The organism is Nocardia sp. NPDC056611, assembly GCF_042792755.1.
GTDB lineage: Bacteria > Actinomycetota > Actinomycetes > Mycobacteriales > Mycobacteriaceae > Nocardia.
The window spans coordinates 374412-395855 of sequence record NZ_JBHTVV010000006.1; the positions used below are offsets into that span (position 1 = coordinate 374412).

Below are 21444 nucleotides of genomic sequence, written 5' to 3' on the forward strand. Positions count from 1 at the left end.
GCGCCTAGAGGCGTTCCAGCACGCCGCGCAGCAGCTTGCCCAATCTCGGTGCGGCGGCGTGGCCTTCGGCCAGGACTTCGGCGTGTGAGAGGTGCTGTCCGGTGACGCCCGCCGCCAGATTGGTGACCAGCGAGATGCCGAGCACCTTGGCCCCGCCCTCGCGGCAGGCGATGGCCTCGAGCACCGTGGACATGCCGACCAGGTCCGCGCCGATGGTGCGCAGCATGCGGATCTCGGCGGGGGTCTCGTACTGCGGTCCGGTCAGGCCCGCGTACACGCCTTCGGTGAGGCTGGGGTCGATTTCCTTTGCCAGCGCGCGTAATTCGGGATCCCAGGCGTCGACCAGGTCGACGAAGTTCGCGCCCTCGATGGGGGTGCGGCCGGTGAGATTGATGTGGTCGCTGATCAGTACGGGCTCGCCGACCGACAGCCCGTCGCGAATGCCGCCCGCCGCGTTGGTGAGCAGTACGGTCTGCGCACCGGCGGCCAGCGCGGTGCGCACGTTGTGAACAACCTTGCTCGGCTCGTGTCCCTCGTAGAGGTGCTGGCGGCCCATGAGCAGCAGCACGGGCGAGTCGCCGACGTGCACCGAATGGATGGTGCCCTGATGTCCCTGCGCCGTGGGCGATCCGAACCCCGGCACCTCGGACATGGGGATGGATGTGGATGGTTCGCCGATCTCGGCGGCAGCTTCCTGCCAGCCTGATCCCAGCACCACGGCGACGCGATGCTGCTGCACTCCCGTACGTTCGGCAATGGCTGCGGCGGCTAGTTCGGAAACCCCGCCCATGGCCTTCTCGGCTAGCATGTCGCCGAGTCTAATTGCCTCCGCTTCGCTGCGGCTGTTCGCGGCCCTCGTAACCCCGGTCTTCCCTCCTCCGCTCCTCCGCTTCGCTCCCCCGCTCCAAGGCGGAGGTCTATTCCAGCCGCAGCCCGGACCGGGGCGGACCGCGAACCTGCGAGGCTTGCTACCCGCGAGTAGCAAGCCCTTTTGTGGGCGTTACCCTCTGCGCATGGCGTATTTGAAGCGTGACGGGGATGTGTTCGTGCTGTTCCTCGGTACCGAGGGTCAGACCATCGACAGCGAGAACCGTTTCCACCCGGACTGGATCACCGAGGTCCACGCGCTGCTCGACGAGGTCGAGGCGTCCGAGGGCCCGGCCGCGCTGGTGGTCACCGCCAACGGCAAGTTCTTCTCCAACGGCCTCGACACCGACTGGCTGTTCGGCAACTTCGACAAGAACTGCTGGTACCTGGACCGCGTGCACTCGCTGTACTCCCGGCTGCTGACCTTCGGCATGCCGACCGTGGCCGCGGTGAACGGGCACGCCTTCGGCGCGGGCGCCATGCTCGCCACCTCCTGCGACTTCCGCGTCATGCGCGCCGACCGCGGCTTCTGGTGCCTGCCCGAGGTGAATCTGGGCATGCCGTTCACGGTCGCCATGAACGCGCTGCTCACCAACCGCCTGATCAACCAGGTCGCGGTGGAGGCCATGACCACGGGCCGCCGTTACGGCGCGGACGACGCCCTCGCGGCCGGAATCGTGGACGCCAAGGCGGACGCTGAGTCGTTGCTGGCCACCGCCATCGCCCGCGCGGACCTGCTCAAGGGCAACCGCAAGCCGAACCTGCCGGTCATCAAGAAGGCCCTGCATCAGGTGGCGCTGGCCGGGCTGGCGGTGGAGACCACCCCCGAGAACCTGGCGTTCAACCCGTAACCGACGGCCTACACCGGAGATTTTCCGGCTTACCTGCTGCGACAGAGTTGCGCGGCAGTGCGAGACTGTTGGGATGTCACCATCGCGCAACGGCGATGACCGGAGATCCTGCGCACCGATCGGACGTCCCGAGACGTCCGTGTCGTCGTCGCATCGTCCGGCCGTGGCATCGGCGGATCCGGCGTTGCTGGCCGCGGCCGATGCCGCGATCGCCGGCTACCGCGATCAGCTGATCGCGCTCTCGCACGACATCCACTCCGAGCCCGAATTGGCATTCGAGGAATTCCGGAGTGTCGCCAAGACGATCGAGCCGCTGCGCGAACGCGGATTCCGCATCGAATCGGGTGTGGCGGATCTGCCGACCGCATTCACCGCGGAATTCGGCAGCGGTGAACTCGTTGTGGGTATTTGCGCCGAATATGATGCTTTGCCCGAAATCGGTCACGCCTGCGGCCACAACATCATCGCCGCGTCCGCGGTGGGCGCGGCGCTCGGGCTGGCCGCCGTCGCCGACGCCTGCGACATCACCGTGAAGGTGCTGGGCACCCCGGCCGAGGAGTCGGGCGGCGGCAAGGTGCTCATGCTGGACCGCGGCGTGTTCGACGACCTGGCCATGGCCATGATGGTGCACCCGGGCCCGGAGGACATCGCCGGCGCGCATTCGCTGGCCCTCGCCGATCTCTCGGTGGTCTACAGCGGCCGCGAATCGCATGCCAGCGCGGCGCCCCAATACGGCCGGAACGCGCTCGACGCCGTCACCGTCGCGCAGGTTGCCCTTGGTTTGCTGCGTCAACATCTCCTCCCCGGACAGCAGCTGCACGGTATAGTCGGGTCGGGCGGCGTCGCCCCCAATATCGTGCCCGGTCACGCGGAACTGCTGTATTACCTACGTGCGGTCGACTCCGCGACCCTCGACGATCTGATGCAACGAGCATCGGCTTGTTTCGAGGCAGGTGCCCTGGCAACCGGATGCACCCACGAAATCCGGAAGCTCGCGCCGACATATACCGAGCTCACTCCCGATAGCGCACTACTGTGTGCCTATCGCGAGCAGATCACCGCGCTCGGCCGCGAGCCCATCGCCCCGGAATTCGAGGCGGCACGGCCGCTGGGCAGTACCGATATGGGCAACGTCACCAACGTCATCGCCGGTATTCACCCGGTCATCGGCATCGATGCCGGAGGCGCGGTGACCCATCAGCCCGCCTTCGCGGCGGCCGCGGTCAACGCCTCGGCCGACCGTGCGGTGCTGGACGGGGCAACGGCGTTGGCCCGCACGGCGATACATATCGCAGGCGACAAAATGCACAGGGACAGGTTGTCGGAGAGAGTCGGTCAACGGCAGTTTCAGCGACAGGAGGACATTCGGTGAGCACAACCGGCCGGTCCCGGGCGGGAGCGTCAGGCCCGGAGGCGGCGGCTCGCGCGACCACGCAGGGCCCCGCGAGCGCCCCGACGTACGCCGCGCGGGTCAACGGGCCACTCGCGGCGTCGTGCGTGACCACGCAGCCGCCGTCGGGCGTCGCGGGCGAACCGGTGTCCGGGCACGAGGCGGTGGAGTCCTGGCTCGCCGAGCACATGGACGACCTGATCGCGTGGCGTCGCCACATCCACGCCAACCCGGAACTGTCCCGAACCGAGTTCGCCACCACCGAATTCGTGGAGTCCTGGCTGGTCAAGGCCGGTCTCGAACCCCGCAAACTACCGAGCGGCACCGGCCTGATCTGTGACATCGGCCCCGACGGCCCGCGCATCGGCCTACGCGCCGACATGGACGCGCTGCCGCTGCAGGAGTACACGGGCCTGCCGTTCGCCTCCACCGTGCCGGGCGTCTCGCACGCCTGCGGGCACGACGCGCACACCACGATCCTGCTCGGCACCGCGCTCGCGCTGGCCGAGATCGAGGACCTCCCGGTCGGCGTGCGGCTGGTGTTCCAGCACGCCGAGGAGGTCATGCCCGGCGGCGCCGTCGACATGGTCGCCGCTGGCGCCATGGAAGACGTCTCGCGCATGTTCGCGCTGCACTGCGACCCGCGGCTGGAGGTGGGCCGGGTCGGCATCCGGACCGGCGCCATCACCTCGGCCGCCGACACCGTCGAGCTGGTGCTCGATTCCCCCGGCGGCCACACCTCCCGCCCGCACCTGACCAGCGACCTGGTCTACGCCATGGGCACCGTCATCACCGGCCTGCCCGGCCTGCTCTCGCGCCGCATCGACCCGCGCACCAGCACGGTCATGGTGTGGGGCGCGGTGTCGGCGGGCAAGGCGCCCAACGCGATTCCGCAGACCGGCATGCTGACCGGCACCGTCCGCACCGGCGATCACGCCACCTGGTCCCTGCTCGAGCCCATGGTCCGCGAGATCGTGGAGGGGCTGCTCGCCCCGACCGGCGTGCGCTACCAGCTCAACTACAAGCGCGGCGTGCCGCCGGTGGTGAACGACGAACAGGCCGTGCGCATGTTCGAGGACGCGATCCACGGCCTCGGCCCGGACGGGCTGGCCGACACCCAGCAGTCCGGCGGCGGCGAGGACTTCTCCTGGTACCTGGAGGAGGTGCCCGGCGCGATGGGCCGGCTCGGTGTCTGGTCCGGTTCGGGGGAGCAGCTCGACCTGCATCAGCCGACCTTCGGCATCGACGAGCGCGCGCTCGCGGCGGGTGTCCGGGTGTTCACCAATATCGTGCTGAACGCCCGCTGACTTCGGGCGTTGCCGAAACACTGAAGCCGGGCCGCACTGAAAAGTGCGGCCCGGCTTCATGTTCGGAGACTGCCGCGACCGTGCACGGCCGGTTTACTCGGCCTTGGCTGCGATGTCGCCCCAGGCGTGCCAGCGGTCGATCTCGATCCAGACCGAGACGCGCTTCTGATCGCGGACCGGGTACTGGCCGCCGGTGTAGTGCTCGGCGATGCGGTCGATGACCGAGGAGTCCGGGTCGTTCTCGATGGAGGCGATGCGGCCCTGGATGCTGACGTGGCTGTACCAGTTGTCGCCTTCCAGCACGGTCAGCGTGACCCGCGGGTCCTCGCGCAGGTAGTCCAGGCGCTTGCGGAAGTCGGCCAGGTTCACCAGGATTCGGCCGTTCTCGTACAGGTACCAGGTGGCGACCGACACCGGCTGCCCGTCCGGGCGGTTGGAGGCGAAGACGGCCGGGTTGGGGCGGGCCAGGAATTCGGCGATCGGGGCGGGGACGGGCGTGGCGGGCATCGGCTTCCTCTTTCGACGGTTCGAAGATCGTTCCGATTCCCGCAACACCGCTGCCGCGCCGAATCTTCCGGCACGGTGCGCGGCGCCCGATCGGATACTTACATCCCGAAGGTGCCGGGGCCCACGTTCTTGCTGTTGCGGGTGCGTAGCGCGTGCACGTAATCGCCTGGCGCGCCCGCCTTCTCCGCGGCGTCGGAGATGACGCCGATGTAGCGCGCGGACGGCAGGCCGCCCTCGTAGGCGTCCAGGACGTAGAGCCAGGCCAGGACCGGTGTGGGCGTGGGGCCCTGGTTCGTGGTGACGCGCAGGCGGATCTTCTTGTGGATACCGAAGTCCGAACCCTCCCAGCGGTCGAGGCTGAGCTCGTCGTCGTCGGGCACGTCGTAGAGGACTACGAAGACGCGTTGCCCGGGCTCTTCGACCACCGTCGCCAGCGGTCCCTCCCAGCCGATGTCGTCCCCGGCGAAGGTGAGTCGCCACCCTTCCAGCCAGCCGGTTCCGTACACAGGGGAGTGCGGACAGCGCTTGAGCATCTGCTCGGGATCCATGTTGGACCCGTAGGCGGCGTAAATCGGCACCATAAGAGCCTATCGAACATTCGCCCTAAGGCTCCCCTGATCCCGATCACAAGGCGGTTCGTCCCCGAATGACCGATTGCCGCGCGATCGCCGGATTGCGTAAAACTGCCGTTCGGAGGTGATTCACCGGGCTGCCGCATCGGGTTCGCGCGACTCTCCGGCCATGACGGCCGACGTTCACGAATGGGATGCGCCACAGTGACAAAATCATCCGGAGATGCGGTGATAGCGGCACGGAGCTGGGCGGATAACGTTAAGGACCGGCATCGGAGATCCCGAGGCCGGAGCTCGAGCGGAGGAACAATGACCCGCATTGCGATCATCGGTGGCGGTCCCGCCGGTTACGAGGCGGCACTGGTAGCGGCACAACACGGCGCGCCGGTCACGCTGCTCGACAGTGACGGCATCGGCGGCGCGTGCGTGCTGTGGGATTGCGTGCCGTCCAAGACCTTCATCGCCTCCACCGGTGTGCGCACCGATCTGCGCCGCGCCCGGGACCTGGGCATCACGGTGCATCCCTCGCAGGCGCAGGTGCGTCTCGCCGAGGTGAACTCCCGGGTGAAGGCGCTCGCGCAGGCGCAGTCCTCCGATATCCGCGCCAAGCTGATGACCGCGGGCGTGACCGTGCTGTCCGGCTACGGCGAACTCATCGACCAGGCCCCCGGGCTGGCCACCCATCTGGTGAAGGCCACCCTCGAGGATGGTCAGCAGCGGGTCATCGAGGCCGAGGTGGTGCTGATCGCGACCGGCGCCAGCCCGCGCGTGCTGCCCGGCGCGGAGCCCGACGGTGAGCGAATCCTGAACTGGCGTCAGCTCTACGACCTCGAGGAACTGCCCGAGACCCTGGTGGTCGTGGGTTCCGGTGTCACCGGCGCCGAATTCGTCTCCGCCTATACCGAGATGGGCGTGCAGGTGAAGGTGGTCTCCAGCCGCGACCGCGTGCTGCCCGGTGAGGACGCCGACGCCGCGCTGGTGCTGGAGGAGGCGCTCGCCGAGCGCGGTGTGGAGCTGGTCAAGCATGCTCGCGCGGACGCGGTGGAGCGCACCGCCGAGGGCATCGTGGTGAAGCTGTCCGACGGCCGCACGGTCACCGGCACCCACGCGCTCATGACGGTCGGTTCGGTCCCGAACACCAACGGGCTGGGCCTGGATCGGCTCGGCATCGAACTCGACAAGGGTGGTTTCCTGCGCGTGGACCGGGTGTCGCGGACCACCGCGCCGGGCGTGTACGCCGCCGGCGACTGCACGGGCTTGCTGCCGCTGGCCTCGGTGGCCGCCATGCAGGGCCGCATCGCCATGTATCACGCGCTGGGTGAGGGCGTGCAGCCGATTCGCCTGAAGACCGTTGCCTCCGCGGTGTTCACGCGCCCGGAGATCGCGACGGTCGGCGTCGCGCAGACCGCCATCGACGAGGGCGAGGTCCCCGCGCGCACGGTCATGCTGCCGCTGAACACCAATCCGCGGGCCAAGATGTCGGGCCTGCGACGGGGTTTCGTGAAGATCTTCTGCCGTCCCGCCACCGGTGTGGTGATCGGCGGCGTGGTGGTCGCGCCGATCGCGTCGGAGTTGATCCTGCCGATCGCGCTGGCGGTGCAGAACAACCTCACGGTGAACGATCTGGCGCAGACCTTCTCGGTGTATCCCTCCCTCACCGGATCGGTCACCGAGGCCGCGCGGCAGCTCATGCGGCACGACGATCTGGACTAGCCGCAACGTGTTTCGCACCCCTTTGTCACCGGCCCGTCTTGCTGCCTTGTCTCCCTTGTGATTAAGTTCGCGGCGGAAGCGATCGGCAGGGCGGTCGCGAGTGTTACGTATCGGGGGTGATCGTTTCCCTCCGTTCGGTGCTCTTCGATGCCCAGGCTGATCGTGCCGCCGAGGGACGAAGGAATTGAGCGAAACGTGAAGCACCGCAAGCCGAGTCGGATCAAGGCGAGCACCTCCCTGACGCTGGCCGGTGCGGCCGCGGTGGTGTCGCTGCTGTCCGCGCCCGCCAGTGCCGCCCCCGCCGACCCGGGCGCCGTACCGGCCGATCAGCAGCAGCCCGACGGCGCGCAGCCGCCCGCCGACACTCCCACCCCGGACCCGAAGGCGCAGTCGGTTCCCGCGCCGAAGCCGGAGAAGACGCAGCCGGGCACCACCAAGCCGCAGCAGAGCCAGCCGGGCGTCACCACACCCACCACGCCGAACAACTCCGCGCCGGACAACGGTGCGGACAAGCCGGATTCGGGTCAGCCGCAGGGCGCGACCCAGCCCGACGGCACCAACACCCCGAAGCCGGACGCCAACGCGCCCAAGCCGGATGCCAACGCCCCCAAGAACGATCCGGGCGCGCAGCCCGCGGGCACCAACCCGGGTCAGCCGAAGTCGGTGCGCCCGTCGCAGCCGGGCGTGACCGTGCCGCGTGTGGCGCCGCTGCCGGTGCCGGGCCAGTCGACCCCGGCCCAGCCCGCGGTCGTCACCCCGCAGCAGGACGCGGCCACCCCGCCGTCGACCCAGCCGGGCACCACCGTGCCGGCGCAGCCGGGCACCCAGCCGGTCAAGCCGAACGACCGCAGCGCGGACCCGGCGGTCACCACCCCGGCGCAGAACCCGGACGCCGACACCATGACCGGCCCGCAGACGGTCACCCCGCAGGCGAAGCCGCAGTGGCAGTCGCCCGCGGTGGACGCGGCTCCGGCCGCCCCGGTGGTCGCCATGGCCGGTCCGCACTCCGAGCTCGGCGTCAACCTCGACGGCGGCGCGGTGCTGCCGGGCTGGGCCGCCAACACCCACCACTTCAGCAACCTGGACGGCTACGTCGGCACCATCGGCTACACCACGCCGGGTGGGCTGGGCGAGGCCGGCATGTCGCTGGACTTCACCACGGTCAACCAGATCAAGGTGACGGCGTTCGCGGGCAGCGGCCCGGACAACGACCAGAAGGTCGAGTTCGTGCTGGACACGGCCGCGGCCAATGCCGCCAAGGCCAATGCCGAGAACTTCATCCGCCTGCTCCCGGGCGGCGCCACGGTGCTCGAGGCCGCCGCCCAGATTGGTAGGCTCCCCGAAGGTGACCGGCCGTCGCAGTCGATCGACATCGGTGGCGTGACCGCGCAGACGGGTGGTTCGGTCCAGTACTGACCGGCCGTTCGAATACACCGGGAACGGTGCCGGTAGGAGCAGTGTCGTCGCGTGGGGCGGTCGGTAGCGACCGCCCCACGCGTCTGTGGCGAAAGGACGGGTGATGGTTTCGGGCAAGGACGAACCCGCGGACCGTCAGGCATCCGAGGGGGGAGCGCCGGAGTCCGAGTTCGGGCCCTCGCTCAATGATTTCGGGCCGTCCCTCAACGATTTCGGTCCGGCCCCGGTCGCCGACGGCCCGGGCTGGAGTCCGGCCCCGGGTCCGCAGAGCCCCGATCTGGCCTGGCGCCCCGCGGGCGCGCCGCAGTATCGGGCCCCCGACGCGTGGCAGCCCGCCACCGGGCAGTATCCGGCGGCGACCGGACCGTCCACGGGCCAGTATCCGGCCGTGAACCCCGCGGCGCAGGTTCCCGCCACCCCCGACGTCGAAGAGACCGTCAAGATCCCGGCCGGCGGGCCGCCATCGGCCGCCGTGGACGTGGAGCGGACGACCAGGATCCCCGAGGCCGATTCGGTGGCCGCGGAACGGAATTCGGCCCCGGCCGAGACCGACGGGTCCGCCGACTCCTGGTGGCGGTCCGCACCCAGCGGTTTCCCGCCCGCACCGCCGGCGGAATCGGCCGCGGGGCAGGAGGAGTCGCTGTCCTGGGCCGACGATCCGATCGCCAAGGCGCTCGCGCCGAAAACTACTGTCCCGCAGCGTAAACCGGAACCCGAGCCGCGGTCGTGGCGCAAGATCGGGCTGATCGCGGGAGCGGCGGTGACGGTGCTCGCGGTGGCCGGCGGCGTCACCTTCGCGCTGACTCGGGGCGGCGCCGACACCGCTCCGACGGCCGGGGTCACCACCGGCAAGCCCTCACCGACCGTGGCGGCGCTGAGCTGTCCGGCCAAACGGGACGGCAAGCTCACCATCGGCAACGGCGCGGGCGGCACCGGCAGCGGCGTGGACGCGATTCTCGGCTTCCAGTACGCCTTCTACGTGGACCGCAGCGGCGCGAAGGCGCACTCGTTCGTGGTGCCCGGCGCGACCACGGTGGCGCCCGCCGAGGTCATGCAGGCCAAGGGCATCGATCCGCTCAAGCCCGGCACCACCTACTGTCTGAAGATCGTCGAGACCGGCCCGGAGGCCTATGACGTGGACATCACCGAGCACCGGGTGGACGGCACCACCGAGGTGTACGTGGAGCACATCAGAACCACGGTGGTCGACGGCAAGCATCTGATCCAGTCGATCGAGTAGGCCGGGACCGGCCGAGTCCAGGCCCTGGAAACTGGACCCGACGTCTCAATATATGGGATATCGATTTCATATCCTGGTCGCCGTGTGACATGGTGGGATTTCGCATACCCCGGCGTTCCCTCGGAGGTGGTTCATGTCCGCGACCTTCCCGCCCCTCGCGCGGCGGCTCGACGGCCTGCAGAGCTCGGCGATCCGTGACCTGCTCAAACTCACCTCGCGCGCGGACATCATCAGCTTGGCCGGAGGTCTGCCCGACGCCGAGCTCATGCCCCGCGACCGCATCGCCGAGGCCGCCGACGCCGCCCTGTCCGACCGCGCCCGGTTGCAGTACACCGAGTCGCCCGGCTGGGGTCCGCTGCGCGAGGTGCTGGCCGTCCGCGAGTCCGCCCGGCTGGGCCGCCCGGTGCCGGTCGAGGAGATCTTCGTGACCCACGGCTCGCAGCAGGCGCTGTCGCTGCTGTCGGAGGTGCTGCTGGATCCGGGCGCGCTCGTCGTGGTCGAGGATCCCGCGTATGTCGGTGCGCTGCAGGTCTTCCGGGCCGCCGGGGCTCGCATCGAGGCTGTTCCCTTGGATGCCGAGGGCATGCGCATCGACGCCCTGCGTGAGCTCCTGGACGCCGGTGAGCGGCCCGCCGTGGTGCACACGGTCAGCAACTTCCACAACCCGGGCGGGGTCACCCTGGTCCCGGAGCGCCGCCGTGAGCTGGCGGAGCTGGCCGAGCGGTACGGCTTCTGGATCATCGAGGACGACCCGTACGGCGAACTCTGGTTCGATCGGCCCTCACCCGCGCCGGTCGCGACCTACTCGCCCAACGTGATCCGCCTGTCCAGCGCGTCCAAGATCCTGGCCCCCACGCTGCGCGCGGGCTGGATGATCGCACCGACCCAGGTCTGCCGCGCGGTGGAACTGCTCAAGCAGGGCGCGGACCTGTGCGGTTCGGCCCTCACCCAGCAGATCGCCGCCGATCTGCTCGCCGACACCGATTGGCTTGCCGCCCACGTGGATTCGGTGCGCCAGGTATACGGCGCCCGGGCCAAGGCGCTGGTCGGCGCGGTGCGGTCCCGCTTCGGGGACCGCGTGGTCAGCACCGACGCCTCCGGCGGCATGTTCGTCTGGGTCGACTTCACCGACGGCACCGACACCGCGGCCCTGCTGCCGCGCGCCCTGGACGCGGGCGTCGCCTACGTGCCCGGCAACGCCTTCGCCGTCTCCACCGACTACACCCGCTCGATGCGCCTGTGCTTCACCACCTCCGGGGAAGCCACCCTCGAGCAGGCGGTCGATCGGCTGGCGGCGGCTCACGCCCAGTCGTAGGTGCGCTCCACCGCCTTGTTCCACTCGCGCAGCAGGTGGTCGCGGTCGGCGGCCGGCATGTTCGGGGTCCAGCGCTTGTCCTCGGCCCAGTTGGCCCGGATGTCGTCGGTGGAGGACCAGTAGCCGACGGCCAGGCCCGCCGCGTAGGCCGCGCCCAGCGCCGTGGTCTCGGTGACCACCGGGCGCACCACCGTGGCGTCCAGGATGTCGGACTGGAACTGCATGAGCAGTTCGTTGGCGACCATGCCGCCGTCGACCTTCAAGGTCACCTTCTCGACGTCGAGGCGCTGCGCGTCGGCGTCGGCGCGCATGGCGTCGATGACCTCGCGGGTCTGGAAAGCCGTGGCCTCCAATACCGCTCGCGCCAGATGGCCCTTGTTCACGAAGCGGGTCAGGCCCGCCACCACGCCGCGCGCGTCCGGCCGCCAGCGCGGGGCGAACAGGCCGGAGAAGGCGGGCACCACGTACGCGCCGCCATTGTCGGCGACGGTGCGGGCCAGCGGCTCGATCTCCTCGGCCGAGGAGATGATGCCGAGATTGTCGCGCAGCCACTGCACCAGTGAACCGGTGACGGCGATGGAGCCCTCCAGCGCGTACACGGCGGGCTGGTCGCCCAGCTGATAGCAGACCGTGGTGAGCAGGCCGTGCTCGCTGAACACCGGGGTGGTGCCGGTGTTCATCAGCATGAAATTGCCGGTGCCGTAGGTGTTCTTGGTGTCGCCGGGGGACAGGCAGGCCTGGCCGAAGGTGGCGGCCTGCTGGTCGCCGAGAATGCCCGCCACCGGGACCCCGGCCAGCGCGCCGGCGGTGATGGGCGCGTAAACCTCGGAGCTGCTGCGGATCTCGGGCAGCATGGCCATCGGGATGTCGAACTCGGCGCAGATCCGCGGGTCCCAGCGCAGGGTGCGCAGATCCATCAGCATGGTGCGCGAGGCATTGGTGACGTCGGTGATGTGCTCGCCGGTCAGGTTCCACAGGATCCAGCTGTCCATGGTGCCGAAGCACAGTTCCCCGGACTCGGCGCGCAGCCGGGCGCCCGGCACGGTGTCCAGGATCCAGCGCAGCTTGGGTCCGGCGAAGTAGGTGGACAGCGGCAGTCCGGTGCGGTCGGCGTACCGGTTCGGGCCCTGGTCGCCGGCCAGCAGGGTGGTCAGGTCGGCGGTGCGGGTGTCCTGCCAGACGATGGCGTGGTGGATCGGCTTGCCGGTGGCGCGTTCCCACACCACGGTGGTCTCGCGCTGATTGGTGACCCCGGCGGCCGCCACGTCCGACGCCCCGATTCCACAGGCCTGGAGGGCCTCGGCGATCACGGATTCGGTATTGCGCCAGATGGATTCGGCATCGTGCTCGACCCATCCGGGTTTCGGGAAGATCTGCTCGTGTTCGCGCTGGGCGACTCCGGCGATTCGGCCCTGCTGATCGAAGACGATGCAACGACTCGACGTCGTGCCTTGATCGATGGCGGCCACATAGCGACGCATTGATCGAGGCTAACCGACGACAGCCCGGCCGCCGGGCTAGTGTGGGCTACGGTAGCGCTGGGTAGCCGAATATTAGCCCGGAGGAGTCTCCGTATGACGAATCAACCGCGATCGCAGTTCCTCGGCCCCGAGCAGCGCGAAGCTGCGTGGGGACAGCTCGGCAAGGACACCTTCGACGTCATCGTGATCGGCGGCGGCGTGGTCGGCGCGGGCATCGCCCTGGACGCGGCCACCCGGGGGCTGGAAGTCGCTCTGGTCGAGGCCCGCGACCTGGCGTCCGGCACCTCCAGCCGGTCCTCGAAGATGTTCCACGGCGGCCTGCGCTACCTGGAGATGATGGAATTCGGGCTGGTCCGTGAGGCGCTGAAGGAGCGCGAACTGGCGCTGTCCACCCTCGCGCCGCACCTGGTCAAGCCGCTCAAATTCCTCTACCCGCTCACCCATCTCGGCTGGGAACGCCCCTACGTCACCGCCGGTCTCGTCCTCTACGACACCATGGGCGGCGCGAAATCGGTTCCCGGACAGCATCATCTGACCCGGTCCGCGGCCCTGCGCCAGGCGCCCGGCCTGAAACGGGACGCCCTCACCGGCGGCGTCAACTACTACGACACCGTCGTCGACGACGCCCGCCACACCATGACCGTGGCCCGCACCGCCGCCCACTACGGCGCGGTCATCCGCACCTCCACCCAGGTGGTCGGATTCCTCAAGGAGGCCGACCGCGTCGTCGGCGTCAAGGTGCGCGACAGCGAGGACGGGCGCACCGCCGAGGTGCACGGCAGCGTCGTCATCAATGCCACCGGAGTCTGGACCGACGAACTCCAGGCCCTCGCGAAGCAACGCGGGCGATTCCATGTGCGAGCGTCCAAGGGCGTGCACATAGTGGTGCCGCGCGACCGCATCGCCAGCGACACCTCCATCATCCTGCGCACCGAGAAGTCCGTGCTCTTCGTCATCGCCTGGAGCACCGACCACTGGATCATCGGCACCACCGACACCGACTGGAACCTCGACCTCGCGCACCCCGCCGCCACCAAATCCGATATCGACTACCTGCTCGAACGCATCAACTCGGTGCTGGTCACGCCGCTCACCCACGCCGACATCACCGGCGTGTACGCGGGCCTGCGGCCGCTGCTGGCCGGGGAGAGCGACCAGACCTCCAAACTCTCCCGCGAACACGCCGTCGCCCGCATCGCGCCCGGCCTGGTCGCCATCGCGGGCGGCAAGTACACCACCTACCGCAATATGGCCTACGACGCCGTCGACGAAGCGGCACAGTACATTCCGCGCCGGGTGTCGCCCACCATCACCGAGAAGGTGCCGCTGCTCGGCGCCGACGGCTACCACGCGCTGATGAACCAGACCCCGCACCTGGCCGAGAAGTACGGCGTCCACCCGTACCGGATCCAGCACCTGCTCAACCGGTACGGCTCACTCATCGACGAGGTGCTCGGGCTGGCCGCCGGGAAACCCGATCTGCTGCAACCGATCACCGACTCACCCGGCTACCTGCGGGTCGAGGCCGTCTACGCGGCCGCCGCCGAAGCCGCCCTGCACCTGGACGACATCCTGGCCCGGCGCACCCGGATCAGCATCGAATACGCCCACCGCGGCGTGGATTCCGCCGACGAGGTGGCGCGGCTGGTGGCCCCGGTGCTCGGCTGGTCCGAGGCCGACATCGAACGCGAGGTGAGCGTGTACCGGGCCCGGGTGCGGGCCGAGGTCGAATCCCAGACCCAGCCCGACGACGCCTCCGCCGACGCGCTGCGCTCGGAGGCGCCCGAGGCGCGGCGGGAAGTGCTCGACCCGGTGCCGATCAACCAGCCCGAGTCGGTCTGAGCCCGATCGGATGAACCGGCGCCACGGATTCCGCGGCGCCGGTTCGCCGTTCAGCGCATCAGTTTGTAGTTGAACTCCGTGGTGCCCAGCGCGCCCATGAGCCGCACCCACAGCGGCAGCATCATCTCGGTGCCGCGGGCGGTGGTGATGTCGCCCAGATCGACGATGTCGTCCCAGCCGAACTCGCGCAGCAGATCGGTGACGACGCCCTTGGCGGCGGCATCGTCGCCGGACAGGAAGATGGTGTGGTCGCCGCTCGCCACCCGCTCCGGATGCACCATCACCTCGGCGGTGACGGTATTGAGCGTCTTCACCACCCGCGCCTCGGGGAACGCCCGCTGCACCCGCTCGCCGACCGAATCGGTATTGCAGACCGCGAGGAACGGCGGGAACCCCTCCGAGAAGTCGAGGGGGTTCGACACGTCGATCACCACCTTGCCCGCCAGATTCGAGGCCCCCGCGCCGTCCAGGGCGACCACGCTGGCCTGTCCGGCGGTCGCATTGATGATCAACTCCGCGCCCGCGGCCGCCTCCGCCGCGGTGGCCAGGGGGGCCGGGAACGGATCCTCCGACCGCGCCTCGGTGGCGGCCACATCGCGGGTGCCGATCACCACATCGTGTCCCAGCTCTGCCAACCGCGCCGACAGGGTGCGCCCGACCGCCCCGGTACCCAGGATTCCGATTTTCATGCCGCCCACCCTAGGCCCGGAAGCCCAGCCCGGGAACACCTTTCGGGGCCATTGAAACCCGGTCGTCACAGTGCGCGCCGGGCCACCCGCCCGGTACGAGCTGGTCAGCTGTCCGGTGGGAGCTGGCAGCGGGGACAGAAATAGATGCCCCGTTCGGCCCGATCGGCCCGCGCGTCGTCACCGAGCAGATGCACGACCAGGTTGGTGCCGCAGCGCCGGCACGGGCGCCGCTGACGACCGTAAGCCAGTGCCCGCCACGGCGGTTCGTGCGCCGCCTTCGTCAGCACCCGGTGCGCCTCGTCGACCAGACCGGGCAGATCGTCGACCGCGCCCACCGGCGTCACCGGGTGGACGCGCCGCAGAAAGCAGATCTCGCTCCGGTAGATATTGCCGATCCCGGCCAGATTGGTCTGATCCAGCAACGCCACCCCGATCGGCGTCGAGGGCTCGCGCAGCAACCGGCGCACCGCCTCGGCGGCATCCCACTCCGGCCCGAGCAGATCCGGCCCGAGATGGTCGGTGACGGTGTGCTCCTCACCCCGCCGCAGCACCTCCACCAGCCCCAGCGAGAACCCGACCGCCTCCGCGTCCTCCGTGCCCAGCACCAGCCGCGCGGTGAACCCGGGCCGATTCCACCGCTGCCCGGGCGTGAACACCCGCCACTCACCCTCCATCTTCAGATGCGTGTGAATGCTCAGCTCGGGCGCCCGCACGAACAAATGCTTGCCGTAGGTTGCGACGCTCTCGACCCGCTGCCCGCGCAGATCCAGCGTCGCGTACCGGGGCACCCGGAAGTCACTGCGCGTCAACACCTTGCCGTCGAGTGCCTTCCGCAGCCGTGCCGCGGTGAGGAAGACGGCATCGCCCTCAGGCACGGCCGACTCCGACGCGGTCCGAGGGCGGCGTGTGGTCGCCCGGGGTGGGCACGACCGGGCACGAAGCTCGGGCTGTGGCGGCGACCGAGGCCCCACGCCGGGTGTCCGATCGCCGTCGGAGGGCTACCTTCCGCCGCCGGACCCCGGCCCGCGGTACACCGGGCGACATGCGACTCAAGGTCGGCTCCGGAGCCGGAAGCCCTTCGGCGTGGCGGCGAAACCGGCCTCGGCCAGGAAACCGGCGAAGGTGTTGCCGTGCACCGATTCGCCGTTCACCCGGTCGATGACCAGCGAATCGACGCGGCGATCGTGGACCAGCCCGGCCAGCGCAGCGGCCGCGGCCGTCCGCACGGCCGGATCCTCGGTGAAGGTCAGCAACGTCTTGCCGCCGCGTTCCAGATACAGCGCCAGCTCGCCGTCCACCAGCACCACGAGTGCGCCCGCCTTACGACCCGGCCGATGTCCCGCGCCCTCGGCCGCAGCCTTGGGCCAGGGTAGCGCCGCGCCATAGGGATTGGCCGGATCGCAGGAGGCCAGCACCACGGCCTTACCCACCGGCTCGTGCGAGAAGCCGTCTCCGACCGACCGATTCCGATCGGTGTCGAACGACCGCAACCGATCGACCACATCGGTGGTCGAGAACTGCGCACCGCCCAGCGAATCCACGAAGTAGCCGCGACGGCAACGCCCCCGGTCCTCGAACTCGGTCAGCACCCGGTACATCAGCGCGAACCCGCCCGGCACCCCTTCGCTCTGCACCGGACCCCTAGTCAGCACGCCGTAGCGCTCCAGCAGCACATCCGCGGTGGCATGCGCGCGAACCGTCGGGTCGGCCACCCGCTCCGGCAGCAATGACCAGCGCCCGGCCACCTGCGGGGAGGACGTGCGCGCGGGCATTCCACCGCGCGGCAGGTACATCCGGCCGCGTGGCGCGCGCCGGGGAGTCCGATGCGCGGTGGTGGTGCGAGCGGTCCCCGCCAGCAGGGCGCGCACGGGGGCGAAGGTGTCGCCGCCGATGTGACCGGCCCACACGAGATCCCACAGCGCCGCCGTCACCGCGGCCTCCTCGACGCCGCTCGCCGAATCGAAACCACCACCGGGACCGACATCGCCGCCGAAACGAATCGGGCCACGGTCGCTCCCACCCCGGGGACCGATGCCACCCGCCGACCCCGCGGAGCTGACGCTGTCCAGCAATTGCCGGAAGAAGTACGCGCCCCCGGTGCTGCCCGCGACGACCTGGTACTCGCCCTTCGGCAGCGCGACGCCGACCGGCTCGGAGTCCTCGCCGCCGACACCTGCACTGTCACGGTGGCCGGACGCATTGTCGTTCGCACCGGCGGCGGTGGTCGGGTCGTCGCGTCCGGCGTCGTCCGGGCTCGCCGCACCGCGCACACCGGCTGAGCCTCCGGCAGGGGGCAGGGTGCCGCCGATCACCGTGGCGCCCAAGGCCGTCAGCAGGCTGATGTGCCGGTCGGACAGGTCGATGTCGTCGGGCGGGGGCAGGGTCAGGCCCGCGTGCTCGGCGGGGTGCAGCGCGATCCAGCCGTCCTTGGCGGTGATGGAGCCGTGGCCGGACCAGATCACCTCACCGGTGGCCATGAGTTCGTCGAGCATGGCGGGGGAGTAGTCGCGGACCCGGAGCGGAAGGATGAGGGATTCCCAGGCGGAGGCCGGGATCGGCACGCCCGCGAGCTGTTCCACCACGGCCGCGACGCCGTCCACGCCGCGGAGTTCGCCGGTGCCGACGTGCTGCCAGGACGGGAGGAAGCGGCCCAGGGCGGCGGTGGCGACCGGTTCCACCTCCTTGCGGGCGGCGGCCAGGGAGCGGCGGCGGAGGCGGCGCAGGACTTCGCTGTCACACCACTCGGTGCCCGCCGCGCCGGGCGTGAATTCGCCTTCCACCACGCGCTTTTCGAAGGCCAAGCGGTGCAGGGCGGTCGCCGCCACGGCCGGACCGAGACCGAAACGGTGGGCCGCCTGGGTGAGGGTGAACGGTCCGTGGGTGCGGGCGTAGCGGCCGATCAGGTCGCCCAGCGGGTCGGCGACGGGCTCGATGAAGGCGGCGGGGACGCCGATCGGCAGCGGGACGCCGAGGGCGTCGCGAAGGCGGGACGCGTCCTCGATGGCCACCCACCACCGCGACCCGGCGAAGGAAACCTCCAGCGCGCGGCGTGATGTCACGAGTTCGGCGAACCACTTCCGGGGATCGTCCACGCACCGCTCGGCGGCCTCCTCGACGGTCAACGGCCCGAGCAGCCGCAGCAGGTCCGCGAGTCCTTCCATGTCCCGGGCGTGACGCTCGGGCGTGAGCCGCTGCAACTCCCGCTCGGTCTGTTCGAGGACGGCGGCATCGAGCAGCTCGCGCAGCTCGACCCGGCCGAGCAGCTCCGCGAGCAGACTGGAGTCCAGCGACAGTGCGGCCGCGCGTCGTTCGGCGAGCGGGCTGTCGCCCTCGTACATGAACTGCCCGATGTAGTCGAACAGCAGCGAGTTCGCGAACGGCGACGGGGCGGCGGTCTCCACCTCCACCAGCCGGATCTGCCGCCGCGCCACCCGGCCCAGCAGATCCCGCAGCGACGGCAGGTCGTACACGTCCTGCAGGCACTCGCGGACCGTCTCCAGCAGGATCGGGAATTCGGGGAACTTGCGCGCCACGTCCAGCAGCTGGGCGGCCCGCTGCCGCTGCTGCCACAGCGGCGCGCGTTTGCCGGGGTCGCGGCGCGGCAGCAGCAGCGCCCGGGCCGCGCACTCCCGGAAGCGAGACGCGAAAAGCGCGGAGCCGCCGACCTGTTCGGTGACCAGGTCGTCGATCTCGTCGGTCTCGAAGACGAACAGTTCCGCGCCGGGCGGATCATCGGTGGTGTCCGGGAGCCGGACCACGATCCCGTCATCGGACGGCGTGGGCGCGGCATCCACCCCGAACCGCTCCCGCAGCCGCGCTCCGACCGCCAAGGCCCACGGCGCGTGCACCGGCAGCCCGTACGGCGAGTGCAACACCACCCGCCAGTCGCCGAGCTCATCACGGAAGCGTTCCACGACCAGCGTCTTGTCCGTCGGCAACTGCCCGGTCGCCTCCCGCTGTTCGGCCAGCAGCGACACCAGATTCCCGGTGGCGTTCGCATCCAGGCCCGCCACCCGTGAGACCCGCTCCAGCTCTGTCTCCGGTGCGGCCTTGCGACCGGTGGCACCGGCTTTCGAGGCGCGTGCCCGCGCGACACCGGTTGTCGAGGAGTCCGCCGCCGTCGCCTCGGCGTCGTGCTCCGCGGCGAATTCGGTCAGCGCCCGGGCCAATTCGACGGGCGCACGCCCTTCGGCCGTCGCGGCGGTGGCCTTTCGCGCGGTGGCCTTTCCGGCGGCCGCGGTCTTCACCTCGGCCGCGGTTCGAGCGGGTGCGCGGTGTTGTTCGACGGCCTGCCCCGCCTGTCGCACGAATTCGCCCAGAGCCGCGCCCAGTTCGGCGGGACGGCCCAGGGAGTCGCCGTGCCAGAAGGGGAGACGCCCGGGTTGGCCGAAAGCCGGCGTCACCAGTACCCGGTCGAAGCTGATCTCCTCGATGCGCCAGCTCGTCGCGCCGAGGGCGAAGACGTCGCCCACCCGCGACTCGTAGACCATCTCCTCGTCGAGTTCGCCGACCCGGGAAGCCTTTTCGCCGACCATGAACACCGGGAACAGGCCGCGATCCGGGATCGCGCCGCCGGAGGTCACCGCCAGCCGCTGCGCCCCCGGACGGCCGGTGAGCGTTCCGGCGTCGCGATCCCACACGATGCGGGGCCGCAGCTCGGCGAACTCGTCGGAGGGGTAGCGGCCCGCCAGCAGATCCAGCACCGATTCGTAGGCCGAACGCGGCAGCGCCGCATAGCTTCCGGTGCCGCGGACGGTGTCGAACCAGGCGTCGGCGTCGATGGGCTCCAGCGCGCAGGCCGCGACCGTCTGCTGCGCCAGGATGTCGAGGGGATGCGCGGGGACCTGGAGCTGTTCGATCTGCCCGGCCACCATGCGCTGCGACGCCACCGCGCAGTGGATGACGTCGGTGCGGTGCTTGGGGAAGATGACGCCCCGCGAGATCTCGCCCACCTGGTGCCCGGCCCGGCCGACCCGCTGCAGTCCGGACGCCACCGAAGGCGGCGCTTCGACCTGCACCACCAGCTCCACCGCGCCCATGTCGATGCCGAGCTCGAGGCTGCTGGTGGCGACCACGCACCGCAGCCGCCCGGTCTTGAGGTCGTCCTCGATGAGCGCCCGCTGCTCCTTGCTCACCGACCCGTGGTGGGCGCGCGCGAGAAGCGTTGTCGCGCCGTGGATCACCTCGGTGGACGCCCCCAGCTGCGCGGGCGGCGCGTGCTCGGTGTCCACCGATTCCCCGATGCGCGCCGCGTACGCCTCGTTCAAGCGAGCGGTGAGCCGTTCGGAGAGCCGCCGCGAATTCGCGAACACGATCGAGGACCGATGCTCCAGCACCAGATCCACGATCGCCTCGTCCACGTGCGGCCAGATCGAGCCGGGCTGATCCGAATCCTCCGCTCCTGCATCGGGTTCGGTCATATCCGCGACCGGCACCCGCACCGACAGGTCGAAGGTCTTGGGCGCGGGCGGCGCGACGATGGTGATGGGCGCGCTCCCCACCAGGAATCGCCCCACCTCTTCGGGCGGCCGCACCGTCGCCGACAGGCCGATCCGCTGGGCGGGCCGCGCCGACTGCTCCGAACGCAGCAGATCCAGCCGTGCCAGCGAAAGTGCCAGGTGCGCACCACGTTTGGAGCCCGCGATGGCGTGCACCTCGTCGACGATGACCGTGTGCACCCCGCTCAGCGTCTCCCGCGCCGCCGAGGTCAGCATGAGGAACAGCGATTCCGGCGTGGTGATCAGAATGTCCGGCGGCGTGCGCTGCATGCCCCGACGATCCGCCGCGCTGGTATCACCCGACCGCACCCCCACCCGGATCTCGGGCGCGGCCACCCCCAGCCGTTTCGCCGTCTGCGTGATCCCCACCAGCGGCGCGCGCAGATTCCGCTCCACGTCCACCGCCAGCGCTTTCAACGGCGAGATATAGAGGACGGAGGTCTTGCGCGGCCCCGGCTCGGGTTCCCGGGCGGCCAGCCGGTCGATGGCCCACAGGAACGCCGACAGGGTCTTGCCCGACCCGGTGGGCGCGATCACCAGCGTGTGCTGCCCCGCCGCGATGGATTCCCAGGCCCCCAGCTGGGCGGCCGTCGGCGCGGGGAAGGCGCCGTCGAACCACTCTCGAGTCGCGGGCGAGAACCGATCCATCGTCCCAGTCTGCACCCGCCCACCGACAGAGCCCGCGAACCGGTGCGCGGGCGCGGAGCGAAGGGCAGGCAATCCCGCCGCGGCCCCCGGCCCCGCGCGTAGGCTTCG

The 21444-nt window shown here is 70.3% G+C and carries 15 protein-coding genes; 8 read left to right on the plus strand and 7 right to left on the minus strand.

Annotated features, from left to right (window positions below):
• Positions 1-4: 4 nt before the first annotated feature.
• Positions 5-808, minus strand: a complete 804-nt coding sequence (locus ACFRAQ_RS29705) for a purine-nucleoside phosphorylase (RefSeq protein ID WP_379105463.1) — start codon at positions 806-808, stop codon at positions 5-7.
• Positions 809-1013: 205 nt separating this feature from the next.
• Between ACFRAQ_RS29705 and ACFRAQ_RS29710 the strand changes: the two genes are divergently transcribed.
• The 3 genes from ACFRAQ_RS29710 (at position 1014) to ACFRAQ_RS29720 (ending at position 4415) form a co-directional block, all read left to right on the plus strand.
• Positions 1014-1718 (plus strand): enoyl-CoA hydratase/isomerase family protein, encoded by a 705-nt coding sequence (locus tag ACFRAQ_RS29710; RefSeq protein WP_379105465.1) that lies wholly within the window; start codon positions 1014-1016, stop codon positions 1716-1718.
• A 184-nt stretch (positions 1719-1902) separates the two neighbouring features.
• Positions 1903-3090 (plus strand): M20 family metallopeptidase, encoded by a 1188-nt coding sequence (locus ACFRAQ_RS29715; RefSeq protein WP_379105700.1) that lies wholly within the window; start codon positions 1903-1905, stop codon positions 3088-3090.
• Between the two features lie 206 nt (positions 3091-3296).
• Complete coding sequence (locus ACFRAQ_RS29720) at positions 3297-4415, plus strand: M20 family metallopeptidase (protein WP_379105702.1); 1119 nt, start codon at positions 3297-3299, stop codon at positions 4413-4415.
• A 93-nt stretch (positions 4416-4508) separates the two neighbouring features.
• Here the strand turns inward: ACFRAQ_RS29720 and ACFRAQ_RS29725 are convergent, their stop codons facing one another.
• Positions 4509-4922, minus strand: coding sequence for a PPOX class F420-dependent oxidoreductase (locus ACFRAQ_RS29725; protein ID WP_379105467.1), 414 nt, complete (start codon positions 4920-4922; stop codon positions 4509-4511).
• Between the two features lie 98 nt (positions 4923-5020).
• Positions 5021-5500: a gamma-glutamylcyclotransferase gene (locus tag ACFRAQ_RS29730; protein WP_357282179.1), complete on the minus strand. Its 480-nt coding sequence runs from the start codon at positions 5498-5500 to the stop codon at positions 5021-5023.
• A gap of 303 nt (positions 5501-5803) precedes the next feature.
• Here ACFRAQ_RS29730 and ACFRAQ_RS29735 point away from each other — a divergent pair, with 303 nt between their 5' ends.
• From ACFRAQ_RS29735 to ACFRAQ_RS29750, 4 genes are all read left to right on the plus strand, one after another.
• Positions 5804-7207 carry an NAD(P)H-quinone dehydrogenase gene (locus tag ACFRAQ_RS29735; RefSeq protein ID WP_379105472.1) on the plus strand — a complete coding sequence of 468 codons (1404 nt, stop codon included), beginning with the start codon at positions 5804-5806 and terminating at the stop codon, positions 7205-7207.
• 195 nt (positions 7208-7402) lie between these two features.
• On the plus strand, positions 7403-8623 hold the full coding sequence (locus tag ACFRAQ_RS29740) for a hypothetical protein (protein WP_379105474.1): 1221 nt from the start codon (positions 7403-7405) through the stop codon (positions 8621-8623).
• Positions 8624-8726: 103 nt separating this feature from the next.
• Positions 8727-9863, plus strand: a complete 1137-nt coding sequence (locus tag ACFRAQ_RS29745; RefSeq protein ID WP_379105476.1) for a hypothetical protein — start codon at positions 8727-8729, stop codon at positions 9861-9863.
• Between the two features lie 133 nt (positions 9864-9996).
• Entirely contained in the window at positions 9997-11178 is a 1182-nt protein-coding gene (locus ACFRAQ_RS29750; protein ID WP_379105478.1) for a PLP-dependent aminotransferase family protein, read from the plus strand.
• On the opposite strand, the gene glpK is transcribed toward ACFRAQ_RS29750, so the two are convergent.
• The gene (glpK, locus tag ACFRAQ_RS29755) at positions 11163-12659 is read right to left on the minus strand and encodes a glycerol kinase GlpK (protein WP_379105480.1); all 1497 of its coding nucleotides are present in this window, start codon (positions 12657-12659) and stop codon (positions 11163-11165) included. The two genes, ACFRAQ_RS29750 and glpK, sit on opposite strands and share 16 nt — an antisense overlap.
• 93 nt (positions 12660-12752) lie before the next feature.
• Here glpK and glpD point away from each other — a divergent pair, with 93 nt between their 5' ends.
• Positions 12753-14501 (plus strand): glycerol-3-phosphate dehydrogenase, encoded by a 1749-nt coding sequence (gene glpD / locus ACFRAQ_RS29760; RefSeq protein WP_379105482.1) that lies wholly within the window; start codon positions 12753-12755, stop codon positions 14499-14501.
• Positions 14502-14551: 50 nt separating this feature from the next.
• On the opposite strand, the gene ACFRAQ_RS29765 is transcribed toward glpD, so the two are convergent.
• From ACFRAQ_RS29765 to ACFRAQ_RS29775, 3 genes are all read right to left on the minus strand, one after another.
• Complete coding sequence (locus ACFRAQ_RS29765; RefSeq protein ID WP_379105484.1) at positions 14552-15190, minus strand: NADPH-dependent F420 reductase; 639 nt, start codon at positions 15188-15190, stop codon at positions 14552-14554.
• Between the two features lie 104 nt (positions 15191-15294).
• Positions 15295-16065, minus strand: coding sequence for a DNA-formamidopyrimidine glycosylase family protein (locus ACFRAQ_RS29770; RefSeq protein ID WP_379105486.1), 771 nt, complete (start codon positions 16063-16065; stop codon positions 15295-15297).
• Between the two features lie 174 nt (positions 16066-16239).
• Entirely contained in the window at positions 16240-21336 is a 5097-nt protein-coding gene (locus ACFRAQ_RS29775) for an ATP-dependent helicase (RefSeq protein ID WP_379105488.1), read from the minus strand.
• Positions 21337-21444: the final 108 nt, after the last annotated feature.